Source organism: Veillonella parvula (genome assembly GCF_032472435.1).
Taxonomy (GTDB): Bacteria; Bacillota; Negativicutes; order Veillonellales; family Veillonellaceae; genus Veillonella; species Veillonella parvula_N.
Map to the genome: position 1 here is coordinate 147,288 of NZ_JAWEGM010000001.1, position 13,016 is coordinate 160,303.

General features: G+C 30.3%; 7 protein-coding genes. 6 read left to right on the forward strand and 1 reads right to left on the reverse strand.

Annotation, left to right across the window (positions count from 1 at the left end; genetic code table 11):
* Positions 1–10: 10 nt before the first annotated feature.
* On the reverse strand, positions 11–247 hold the full coding sequence (locus tag E7A03_RS00685) for a hypothetical protein (protein WP_038125447.1): 237 nt from the start codon (positions 245–247) through the stop codon (positions 11–13).
* Between the two features lie 111 nt (positions 248–358).
* Between E7A03_RS00685 and E7A03_RS00690 the strand changes: the two genes are divergently transcribed.
* The 6 genes from E7A03_RS00690 to pglZ all read left to right on the forward strand — a co-directional run bounded on the left by E7A03_RS00690 (position 359) and on the right by pglZ (position 13,016).
* Entirely contained in the window at positions 359–1,567 is a 1,209-nt protein-coding gene (locus tag E7A03_RS00690) for a hypothetical protein (RefSeq protein ID WP_316073567.1), read from the forward strand.
* 420 nt (positions 1,568–1,987) lie between these two features.
* Positions 1,988–2,590 carry a DUF1819 family protein gene (locus tag E7A03_RS00695; RefSeq protein WP_195394662.1) on the forward strand — a complete coding sequence of 201 codons (603 nt, stop codon included), beginning with the start codon at positions 1,988–1,990 and terminating at the stop codon, positions 2,588–2,590.
* Entirely contained in the window at positions 2,591–3,166 is a 576-nt protein-coding gene (locus E7A03_RS00700) for a DUF1788 domain-containing protein (RefSeq protein ID WP_195394663.1), read from the forward strand.
* Between the two features lie 12 nt (positions 3,167–3,178).
* Positions 3,179–6,790, forward strand: a complete 3,612-nt coding sequence (gene brxC / locus E7A03_RS00705) for a BREX system P-loop protein BrxC (RefSeq protein WP_195394664.1) — start codon at positions 3,179–3,181, stop codon at positions 6,788–6,790.
* A gap of 14 nt (positions 6,791–6,804) precedes the next feature.
* A complete protein-coding gene (pglX, locus tag E7A03_RS00710; protein WP_195394665.1) occupies positions 6,805–10,440 on the forward strand; it encodes a BREX-1 system adenine-specific DNA-methyltransferase PglX in 3,636 nt (1,211 codons plus the stop codon).
* Positions 10,441–10,496: 56 nt separating this feature from the next.
* Positions 10,497–13,016 carry a BREX-1 system phosphatase PglZ type A gene (gene pglZ, locus E7A03_RS00715; RefSeq protein WP_195394666.1) on the forward strand — a complete coding sequence of 840 codons (2,520 nt, stop codon included), beginning with the start codon at positions 10,497–10,499 and terminating at the stop codon, positions 13,014–13,016.

The following is a 13,016-nucleotide window of genomic DNA, read 5'->3' on the forward strand; positions in this document are numbered from 1 at the left end:
ATTTACCATATTATCTTCTAAATCCGCCGCATCCTCTAGTATTAGAGTTTGGACCGCAATAATTTTGGTTGTTATTGGTGCCTGGTGCATAGTTAGTATTGTTCGTATTGTTATCGGAGTTGTATTGTGTGTTAGTGTTGCAATTGTACTGAGAGTTATTGCATACATAATCGTAAGCAAATCCAGTAGATACAACAGCGGTTACGGCTAAAGCAGTCATGATGAGTATACGTTTTGTAAATTTCATAGTAATTACCTCCTTGTTCCTATATTTATATTATACTACTATGAGTCAAATAAAATATGATATTCTATATATATAATATTGGGGAGACATTATGTGAAAGGATGAGAGTTTATGATGAAACGTGCGTTAATGGCTGCACTATGTTTTAGTTTTGTGACATTAGGTAGCCAAGCAATTGATATTAATATACCAGGTGCGGATCCTACAATATCGAAGGATGCATATCAGAATTATCGTAAGACTGGTAATGAAGTCCAAAAGACTGAAAATATTATAGCTAATCAGATACGAGATGAATATAACAATAATGGGTCTAAAAAATGGACACTAGATGAGTTGTTATACTTTACTAAGGAATTGTATCATTCCACAAAACAGTCTTCTTCTGTTTTTATTCTTAAGGATAATGGGGCAAATATTAAATTTACTGTACCAGAGAGTAGCCAATTTGGTAAAACTATAAAAGGGGACCCATTAACTACAGATGTTCAAAAAGGAAATTTCCGCTTAATTGAAGGAAATATACATTATACTATTCGTAAGAGTGGTGAAAGCCAAGCTAAGGAAAATTCGTTCTCGTATCCTACTGTTAGAAATGCTACATGGGAGATTGGGCAGACTAAAAGTGGAGCTTTAGAAGGGGCCATTAACTTTGGTGTAAAGTCCGATCCTTTGATGTCTTATCATATTAGTTATGATTTGATTAAGAAAAAGGAACTAGAACTATTAAAGACACATGATCAGGAGTATGTGTATAAAGAGCTAATGTCACCATTAGTTAATTATGTACTACCTTCAATTGAACCAGCAAAACAAATACTTTCAAAAACTAAACCCATAACTATTAATGGATTTACTTTTCAAACTTTAAAATCAAGTGATTTGGCCTATCATGGCCCTGATAATGATGCAATTTATATCTATGATGGTAAAAAATATCGTGAAGGTATTATGGTGAGAGAATTAAAACCGGAAGAGTTGGCTAATCGTCATCAAATTAATTATAAATTGATACGATTCTTCATTATGTATAAGCCATATTCTGATTTCAAGCCAATTCAATATGCAACGGTTTGGAATGATGCCACTCCTGCTATCTATATGGAAGTAGAACGATCTACATCTAGAATGTACATTCAATCATTATATGATGATAAATACTTATATACTCACTTTATAATGGCCGATTTAGATTATAAAACACCATCAAAAGACTTGCGTGATATAGTTCAATATGTAGACAATGCAAATGATAAAGACAAATACGCTAAAAGCCAAGCTGGGATGGGAGCTACGCCTAAAGGTATATATGAAAACTGATCTGTAAACAAGATAGGAAACTAATAAACATACAAGCCTGTGGAACTGTATAATCAGTTTCACAGGCCTTTTGCTTATATATACTACGTTTATGGGTGGTATGTACCACAAGGTATATAACCATTAATATATAATAGTATAAAATAATCATTTAAATGTATTAATTCCGTATATTTAAAAATTGGTATTATAATTTGTAAATAAACTTATATAAACAGTCGTTTATTAACGGAAATAGTTTGAAAATGTTATAATGAAAGTTAGATTAATATTTATTTTTATTTTTATTGTTAAATTGATAAGATAATAATCTTAAGCGTTAATAACCTAAAAGTATTTATGAAAATAATGAACAATGAAGCCTAATATAATTAGAATTGCTGAGTTTTATTAATTAAATATTCAGGAGGGCATTTCTTGATGATAAATGGTAAATATAGTGCAGGATTGGTTTCTCAATCTTTTTGGTTTGTAGAGTTTAAACGAGTAGTGAATTTACTAAATCATGGAGAGACAGAAGAGAAAATCAAATCTTTATGTTTAGAAGAAAATCTATTCGGTGCTGCTAAAGAATATAGAGCTAAAAGAATCTATGGATATATTTGGAATCGTGTAAAACAATTAGATGAAGGCTTGATAAAACTATTTTGGGAATCTGATTTAGCTACACAAAAGATTATCAATTTAATATGCATATTAAAAATAGATCGTCTGTTTTTCGAGTTCCTATATGAAGTATATAGAGAGAAAGCAATTCTTGGATTTGATAAAATTGAAGATACTGATATAAGTGCTTTCTTTAATAGAAAAGAAATACAAAATGATGATATTGCTAGTTGGACAGATGAAACAAAAAAAAGACTTCGTAATATATATACCAATTATATGGTAGATGCAAATCTATTAATAGTTGTAGATAAAGAAAAAAAAATTACAGTACCAATTCTTGATTTATCTTTAGAACGGTATCTCAAAGAAAATGGCGATGAGGTATTAGTAAAGGCTTTAACTGGGGGGAGATAAATGACCTTAGATGAACGATTAGATATAGTTGAAGAAATGATAAAAAGGCCATCTTTTAGAGAAAATAAAGGCCTTGGAAATGAAGTAGGCTATTATATATTTGATTATCCAGCTGAAAAGGAACTTATTGTAAGGGAAAGAATTAACTATATCAGAAAAAAGAATGAGAGCTCAATTGAGAAATATAAGGTAGTAGTATTTGATCTTTATGATATTACAATCAGTATTTTGAAAGAAAAAGGGTATTTAGAAAAGTGTTATGATTTTGAGCGTAAATATGGATTCGAAAGAATAGTTAAATCAGTTGGTAATATGTTAAGAATCACATCATCAAATAGCTTGATTATACAGCACATTAAAGGGAATACTCCTGAGAATGCAATTATATTTATCACTGGGATTGGAAAGTGTTATCCGATACTTCGGTCTCATACATTATTGAATAATTTACATCAGGTTATAGATGATGTACCGGTGGTTATGTTTTATCCTGGTAATTATGATGGACAAGAATTAGTTCTGTTTGGGGAAGTTAAAGACGATAATTATTATAGAGCATTTAAGTTAGTTGATTAGTTGGAGAAAAAAATGAAAATTAAGGATATTTTTTCTAAACCTATCGATAGAGATATTAAAGGTGTAATTAAAGTAGGTCAAGATGATAGTGTTAGTATTCAACAAGAATTAGAAGAGTATGTTGTAACACGAGAGTTACAAAAACATTTTGCGGATTTCTTTGCAGGTTATAAAAGAGGTATCAATGGGAATACAGATAAAATGGGGGTATGGATATCTGGGTTCTTTGGCAGTGGTAAATCTCACTTCTTAAAAATTTTATCGTATTTAATTGCTAATAGAGAAGTAAATGGCAAGACCGCTCTTCAGTACTTTGAGGAAGATAATAAAATTGCTGATCCAATTGTATTAGCAGATATGCGCCTTGCCTCTACAGTGCCTACGGATGTTGTGCTGTTCAATATTGACTCAAAAAGCGAAGTTAATGGAAAACAGTCGAAAGTTGCAATTGTTTCTGTATTACAAAATGTATTTAATGAAATGCAAGGCTTTAGTGGTTCTAATCCTTTCTTAGCTGATTTAGAAAGAAAACTTTCTTATGAGGAAAAGTTTGATCTATTTAAAGAAAAATTCAAAGAGAAATTTGGTGCTAGTTGGTTAGAAGCACGTAACGACTTTGACTTTATTCAAGATGATGTTGTTGAAGTTCTATCAGATATTGAGTTTATGAGTAAAGATGCTGGACGAAACTGGTGTGAGAAAGCTATTGGAGAATACCCTTATAAAGTCGAAGCATTCGCTGGATTAGTAAAGGAATATTTAGATAGAAAAGGAAGTAATCATCATATAGCTTTTCTAATTGATGAAATTGGTCAATATATTGGTGATGACTCTAAACTTATGCTCAATCTTCAAACTGTTACAGAAGACTTGGGAACTATTTGTCAAGGTCGAGCATGGATTATTGTAACTTCGCAACAAGATATTGATTCTATTACAAAAACAAAAGGAAATGACTTTTCTAAGATTCAAGGGCGTTTTGATACTAGAATTTCTTTATCATCCTCAAATGTAGATGAAGTAATAAGAAAGAGAATTCTTGAAAAAAATAAAGTGGGCCGGGAAACCCTTAAGTTATTATATGATGATAAATCGACAGTTATTAAGAATCTTATTCTTTTTAACGATGGTGTAGAAAAGAAATTATATACTGATAGAGAGAATTTTGCAGATGTGTACCCATTTATTCCTTATCAGTTTAATTTGCTTGCAAGTGTACTGACATCTATTCGCACTCATGGTGCTTCAGGCAAACATCTTGCTGAAGGTGAGCGTTCTATGATTGCTTTATTTAAAGAATCAGCTGTTAAGATTATGGATACTGAAGCAGGTGCTATCGTGCCATTTAATATGTTTTATGATGCCTTAGAACAATTTTTAGATCACTCGCATAAGGGTGTGATTTCAAGAGCTTTAGATAATGAATATTTAAATCCACTGCATGAAAAAGAAAGTTTTGATGTTAATGTATTAAAGGCATTATTTATGATTAAATATGTCAAAGAAATTAAAGCCAATATTGAAAATATTACAAGCTTAATGGTTTCAAATATTAATGATGACCGTATGGATTTAACATCAAAAGTTGAGGATGCATTAACAAGATTGACTCGTCAAACCCTTGTACAGAAGAATGGTGATATCTATATATTTCTTACTGATGAAGAACAAGAAATTAATCGAGCAATAGAATCTCAAAATGTCGAGTCTGGCGAAATAATTAATAAAGTATCTGAACTTATCTTTGATGGATTATATGATGAAAAGAAATATCGTTATCCTGCTTTTAATGGTAGATACGCTTTTGCTTTTAATCAGTTTGTAGATGATAAACCGTATAAAGCTAATCAAAGTCATGATATCACCTTAAAAATTCTTACGCCTAATAGTGATGAATTAGTAGATGATACAACATTAAGATTAAGTTCTGGGCGAAGTAATATTGTATTAGTGGTATTACCTAGTGATAGAAGTTTCCTTGATGAAATTCGCTCCGCTTTACAAATTGAAAAATTTATTCGTTGTGATACAACTAATTCTATAACGAAGTTTGAAATGATAAAAGAAGCTAAAAAGATTGAAATGCGAGATAGAGCTGAATCTGCCAAGATTTATTTAGCAGAAAGCCTTAAAGAATCCAGAATCTATGTAAATCTTGATGAAGTTAAAACGATTTCGAAAGATATTACTACTAGAATTAATGAGGCTATTGGTAAATTGGTATCTAATGTATATCATAAGCTTGACTACATTGATGCTGCTATGAATGAAAGTGATATTCGTTTTTTATTCAAATCTAAAAATAAGCAGCTAACTTTACTTGAAGATAATAAAATTTCTAATACGCTTGCATTAGATGAAGTTAAAGGATATATATCTACCAATACCCAAAAACATGTTAAAACTTCTATGAAAACTTTACTTGATCGGTTTTTAAAAGCTCCTTATGGATTTGTAGAATCTGATGTCCAATGGATCGTTGCCAAACTATTTAAAGATGGAGATATTTCCCTATTTGTAAATAATGAAGCTATTACTTTAATTTCTAAATCAGAAGACGATATTATTCGCTATATAACTCGTAAAGAATTCAATGAAAAATTGATGGTTGAAATAAAAATTAAGGCTAATGAAAAGCAAAAGAAATCTGTCAAAGAGGTAATGAAAGAGTTATTTAGATTAACTATTTCAAGCGAAGATGATGATGCTATGATGAAGAGCTTTTTAGAAGAGGCTAATAGATTAAAAGAAAAGCTTGACTCATTGAACAGATATTATGAGGCACAGCCTAATTATCCTGGCAAACAAATTATAAGTAAGGGCAAGTCTTTGATGCTGAACGTGCTTCAAATGAAGTATTCAAAAGAGTTCTTTAGCAGTATTGACAAAGAGAAAGATGATTATCTTGATTTTGCTGAAGATTATGAAATAGTAATGAACTTTTTTGAAAGTGATCAAAAAGGTATCTTTGATAAAGCACTTAAATTAATGGGGATTTATGAGAATAGTAAGAATTTTGTTGTTAATAACGAAATTGAAAAAGTAGTTTCTGAAATAAATGAAATAATAAAGATGCCTAATCCTTATGGACAGATTTTTAGACTACCGGATCTGTTAGATAAATTTAATAATCTTTATGATTCATTACTGCAAGAAATGCAGAAACCAGTCGATGAGGCAGTTCAAGATGCTATGAAGCGTGTATTTAATGAATTAAATGGTAAGCTTTGCCAAGGTGTTCTAGAAGATAAATTTATTAAAACCTTTAAAGAAATTAAGGATAAAATAGAAACATGTAATGATTTAGCGGTTCTTCAAAGTATCATATTAGAAGTAAATACATTAAAACTTCGTTTCTTGAATGAAATTAATTCAGAAGAAGAAATTTTAATTAATAATCAGAAAACTGAAATAAATGATACCTCAATTGTGGAACCTACTGAGCAGGAGAATAGCGTATCATTGGCTCCAATAAAAAAAATAAAAACTATTAGCTTCAAAGAGCTTAATAAATCTTCTTGGCAAATTGAAACAGAAGCTGATGTCAAAAAATATATTGATGTATTGGAAAAGCAATTAATTAATTCATTAGAGGAAAACACTATTATTAATATTGAGTTCTAGTAGAGGGGCAAATTGTGAATAAAATAGAAATTAGAAAATTCGCCGAATGGGCTAGAGAAAAACTCATATCAGATATTATTTATAAGGCCGGAATGTTAGGCATCAATGAAAAAAGAATTATTGATAAGCTACCACAATCAACAGAAGATTTACATTTTTTTGATATTGGAACTAAAGAGTATGTACAAATTTCTGGAGAAGAATTAAAGCAAAGAGCTGCTCTTGTACAAACCATTAGAGATAGAGAAAAGAACTATAAATCTTATAAAGAGGCATTTGATACTATTGTAGAAGAGATTGCATATACTTGGTTTAACAGATTAATTGCTATTCGTTTTATGGAAGTAAATGATTATTTGCCTTCAGGTATTCGAGTACTTTCATCTGAAAATGTGGTAAAGAAAGAACCCGATTTAGTAACAGATCCATTTAATGCAGATTTAGATTTGACTGATATTGAACAGAATAGAGTAATTGAGTTAAAAAATCAAAATAAATTTGATGAGTTATTTCGAATGCTTTTTATTAAGCAGTGTAATAAACTTCATGAAATACTACCAGAATTGTTTGAGAGAACAAGTGATTACACTGAATTATTGCTAACAATTTCTTATACCGATCTGGATGGAATTGTCTATAAATTAGTTCATGATATTAAAGAAGCTGATTTCAATATTACAAGTGAAGGTGGACAAGTTGAGATTATTGGTTGGTTATATCAGTATTATATTTCAAAAAAACATGATGAAATTATAAATATATATAAAGGAACTATAAAGAAGGCAGATATTCCAGCAGCTACTCAGTTATTTACAACGGATTGGGTAGTTCGATATATGGTAGATAACTCGTTAGGACGATATTGGATAGAACGGAATCCCAATAGTAAATTAATAGAGAAACTTGATTTTTTAGTTGTTCCTAAAGATGGTCAAATTAATTATGTGGATGAAAAAATTGATCCTAAAGATTTAACTTTTTTTGATCCATGTATGGGAAGTGGTCATATTCTTGTTTATGCTTTTGATGTACTTATAGAGATTTATCGTGAATGTGGTTATTTGGATCGAGATGCTGCATTAAATATTATTCAACATAACCTATTTGGTATGGACATTGATAAACGTGCTTATCAATTGGCTTATTTTGCAATAATGATGAAAGCAAGAAGCTATAATCGTCGTGCTTTAACTCAAACTATATCTAATAATCTTTCTGTTATAGAAGAAAGTAATTCTATTGAACGTTTTACTTTTGATGGCATTACAAATGATAAAGAACAAAATAAAATTGGGGAATATCTTGTAAATGCTTATAAAGATGCAAAAGAAATAGGTACCCTTCAAACAATTGAAGAGTATGATTATAACTCTTTTAAAAAGTATCTTTTAAGTTTAGAAAAGAATGTATCACGATATGATATTTTTTCTTCCGCTTGGTTGATGTCAGTAGTACCATTTATGCTTCAATTGACAAAACAAGCTATAATTATGAGCAAGAAATATGCTGTTGTTTGTACAAATCCTCCATATATGAATAAGTTAGAGGGACCTTTAAAAAAGTTTGTAGTAGATCATTATAAACCATATTCAAGCGATTTATTTAGTGTATTCATGTATAGAAATTTTGATTTCTGTAAGAAAAATGGATACTCTGCCTTTATGACCCCTAATGTATGGATGTTTATTAAGTCATATGAAAAATTAAGAGAGTATATTATCAACTCAAAGTCTATAGATTCGTTGGTTCAAATGGCAAAAGGAGCATTTTATAAGGAGGCTACAGTAGATATATGTGCATTTGTTTTGAGAAATGACTCTTTATGTAAATATGGAACTTATATAAGGTTGGATAAATTTAAAGGAGATATGGAAGTCCAAAGAATGGCTTTTCTAAAAGAGTTAGAATTATCATCTAATAATATTTTTATAAAAAGAATAGATGAGTTCAAAGATATTGAGGGATTTCCTATTGCTTATTGGATAAGTGAAACTACTAAATCCGTATTTAAGTCTCCAATCAATATTGGTAAAATTTCACCGCCAAAACAGGGACTAGCTACTGCAAATAATGATAGATTTTTAAGATTATGGTATGAGGTTGATATTAGTAAAATTGGGTTTGGAATTGGTTCTGTAGAAGAAGCTGCTATATCAGAAAAAAAATGGTTCCCATACAATAAAGGTGGAGCTTATAGAAGATGGTATGGAAACAGGGAGTATATTGTTAATTGGGAAAATGATGGCTTTGAAATTAAAAACTTTAAAGATGAAAATGGTAAAGTGCGTTCTAGGCCCCAAAATATTCAATTTTACTTTAAACCGGCTATTACTTGGTCAGATACAACTAGTGCCAATTTTTCAGGACGTTATGCAGATAAAGGCTTCATTTTTGATGTTAAAGGTTCTAGTGGATTCCCAAGTAAACATGATTTAATGTATATTCTGGGTTTATTAAACTCCAATGTATCACAAGAGTTCATTAGAATTTTAAATCCTACTATTACAACCCAGGTTGGTGATATGGCAAGGATTCCAGTAATTCTTAACTCTCCATATAGAGATGAAGTTGAACTTATGGTAAAAGAAAATGTTGCCTTATCGAGACAAGACTGGGATGCATTTGAAGTCTCATGGGATTTTGAGAGACATCCTTTAGTATGTATCGCACAAAGTTTTAGAGAACTAGTTGTTAATAAAAAAAATATTACAGATAGTTGGAATGAAAATAATAATTCGAATTTTTCTTTAGAAAGCTGTTATATGCTATGGCAAGAAAAGTGTATTAAGAGATTTAACAAAGTTAAGACGAATGAAGAGAGAATAAATGAAATATTTATTAATATATATGGGTTAGAAATAGAATTATCTCCGTTAGTAAGTGACAAAGAAGTGACTATACGTAAAGAAAATCTACAGCGAGAAATTAAATCTCTTATTTCTTATGCCGTTGGTTGTATGTTTGGTAGATACTCACTTGATGTTGATGGACTGGCATATGCTGGCGGTGAATGGGATAACAAAAAATATATCACTTATATTCCTGATAAGGATAACTGCATACCAATTACTGACGAAGAATATTTTGAGGATGATATAGTTGGTAGATTCTGTAAATTTATCGAAATTGTATTTGGCAAAGATTCACTTGAGGATAATCTTAAATATATTGCAAATGCACTTGGAAATAGAGGTAATACAAGTAGAGATGTTATCCGTAACTATTTCTTAAATGACTTTATAAAGGATCATATTAAAATATATCAGAAACGTCCTATTTACTGGTTGTTTGATAGTGGTAAACAAAATGGATTTAAGGCTTTATGTTATATGCATCGTTGGAACGCTGATACTATAGGAAATATGCGTGTTGAATATTTACATCGAATGCAGAAGGTGTATGATAAAGAGATTGAACGTATGCAAGAGATAATTGATAATAGCCATGATAATAAGGCCATTAATAAGGCAATAAAACGCAAAGAAAAACTTCAAAAGCAGTTAAAGGAAACTAAGCACTACGATGCTTTAGTTGCTCACTTAGCACATTCTCGTATTAATATTGATCTAGATGATGGGGTGAAAATTAACTACGAAAAAGTGCAGACTACGATTGATGGAGAGAAACTACAGATATTAGTTAAGATTTAGTAATACTTATTGTTAGTTATAAAATAACTGCTTTCTTTTTAGAATGGTAAGAATATATGTCAGAAATGAATTTAAATCAAATAGTAGATAAGTTAAATAGTGAGTTTATAGGGGATGGTCGTAAACTTATATTTTGGTATGACTTCAATGCTGAATTTAGTGATGATATAGATTCACTTAATCTAGATAACGCAAAAGTATTGTATCTAAAAACTGATAACCAATTTTATATAAAATATTTTTTAGAATGTGAAGATACGACAACTAACTATTTAATATACGCACCTTTTGCTAAGCCAAGTATTAGAGATAATCATTTGGAAGACATAATTCGCTACTCCAAGACGTTCTTTGCAGATAGAGCATCTCTACTTACTCTTGATTTGGGCATTGATGAGCGATATAAACCTGTTATTCAAAGATATATTAAGTTCTTTGCTAATAAGGAAAGAACACAAAAGTTCTATGATTTGGAAATTGAAGGATATAATAAAAACACAATCGAAGTGGCTTTGATGAGTGTATTATGTAAAAGTAAGACCGCCTCATTTGAAGAAGTTCTTCGTTGTATTTTAACTGATGATGGACTTGAAGCCAATAAATATATTGCAGAATTTGAAAAATATGATTTGGTTGAAGCCTTTTGGCGACACGTAGATAGTGCTTTTGGATATAGTGAATCTGAACCTTCTCTAAAAAAATTAATTATATCTATGTTTATAACATATGCCTCTAAAACAATTTATGCAGAACTACCATCTTCTTGGAAAGTACTTATCTTAAGTAAATTCAGTAATATTATTGTTTTTCTTGATAATCTTATGAATAGTTTTTTGTATGCAGAACGTTTTGATGAGATTTCTAAAGAAATCTGGTACACATTAGATGGGAAATCGGTTCTAAGTAAAATAGACCCTGAGGCAATGATTGAGTGTAATATTTTTGCAGGAGTTGATGAAATCCTTATTGATTGGATGATAGATCGTCTTGAAAATGAGGATATAAATGCTAAACTTTCAAGAAAAACTATACCAGAAGTTTGTTTAGCGAGAAGAAAAAAACATTTTGGTAAAGTCTATAGAACTAATTATTTTATTATCGAAAATGCGTATTATATTATTTCTGCTGGTAAGTATGAATTTATTACTGGTATTCAGAATCTAGTAAAAGAATATCTAACAAATACATATAAAATAGATCGTAGATATAGATATTTCTATTTTTACTTTGATAGATTAGAAGATATTAGTCGTTTTGAAAAACTTCGTGAATTAGTAGAGAATATTTATACAAATGATTATTTAAATCAAATTACTGTTAATTGGAATACAGAATTCTCAGTGGCTAATGGAGAAACTGGACTTAATTTACAAAGGAATTTTTACTCTCAAAATATCCAATTCTTAAAAGAACGAACCGTAGTAATAATATCAGATGCATTTAGATATGAGGTTGCACAGACTTTACATGAAAGGTTAGAAACTGATGAAAAATGTAAAGCTACAATTTCGGCAATTCAAGGTGTAATACCATCATATACGCCTCTCGGTATGGCCTCTTTATTGCCGTATGAATCTATCGGATATGATGATAAATTTGATGTTCTTATTGATGGTCGAGTTTGTGCTTCTACTCAGCAAAGGGAAGATCAATTACAGAAGTATAAATCTAACAGTAAATGTATTCAGTTTGATTTAATAAAAAATATGAAACAGAAAGAGCTGCGTGAAATATTCACGGGGCAAGATGTAGTTTATGTGTATCATAATCAGATCGATGCTAGAGGTGATGCGGCTAAAACTGAGAATGAAGTATTTATTGCTTGTGAAGAAGCAATTAAAGAAATTTATGATTTAATACGTAGGATTTCGTCACTTGCAAACACACATCACTTTTATGTTACTGCAGATCATGGGTTTATTTATAAGAGAGATAAATTAGAGGCTTATGATAAGATTAGTAGAGTATTTAAATCTGATAAGTTAGGACAAAGATATGCTTTCTCTGACCAGGAATGGAAAGCAGAAGGTGTATGCTCTACTCAAATTGGACGCGTTCTTGGAAATACGGATGATAGATATATTGAATATCCCCTTGGTTCAGATATATTTAAAGTTGCCGGTGCAGGACAGAACTTTGTACATGGAGGTTGCTCACCTCAAGAGATGATAGTCCCTTTATTGGAAGTTAAAGTAGAGCGAGGTAAGAAAGAAACAACCATAGCAGAGTTGGCCTTAGTGAGTCTCACAAATAAAATTACTAATCTTATTACTACACTTGATTTTGTTCAGAAAGAACCAATTAGTGATTTAGTAAAAGAAGCTAAATATAGAGTCTATTTTATTTCAGAGGATAATGAACAGATTTCTAATGAGAATATAATTATCGCTGACAAAAAAGATAAGGATACTGCCAAACGAATATTTAGACTTCGTTTTAGTTTTAAGAATAAGCGATATAATAGGTCTAAAAAATATTACTTAGTTGCGTATGACGATAAAAATAATCTTGAGGTTTTACGGCATGAGATTATTATGGATATAGCCTTTTCTGATGATTTCGGTTTCTTTGAATAA

Excerpts from the sequence above, each read along its gene's own strand:
- E7A03_RS00685 (WP_038125447.1), bottom strand. The coding sequence starts at position 247 with ATGAAATTTACAAAACGTATACTCATCATGACTGCTTTAGCCGTAACC.
- E7A03_RS00690 (WP_316073567.1), top strand. The coding sequence starts at position 359 with ATGATGAAACGTGCGTTAATGGCTGCACTATGTTTTAGTTTTGTGACA.
- E7A03_RS00695 (WP_195394662.1), top strand. The coding sequence starts at position 1,988 with ATGATAAATGGTAAATATAGTGCAGGATTGGTTTCTCAATCTTTTTGG.
- E7A03_RS00700 (WP_195394663.1), top strand. The coding sequence starts at position 2,591 with ATGACCTTAGATGAACGATTAGATATAGTTGAAGAAATGATAAAAAGG.
- brxC (WP_195394664.1), top strand. The coding sequence starts at position 3,179 with ATGAAAATTAAGGATATTTTTTCTAAACCTATCGATAGAGATATTAAA.
- pglZ (WP_195394666.1), top strand. The coding sequence starts at position 10,497 with ATGTCAGAAATGAATTTAAATCAAATAGTAGATAAGTTAAATAGTGAG.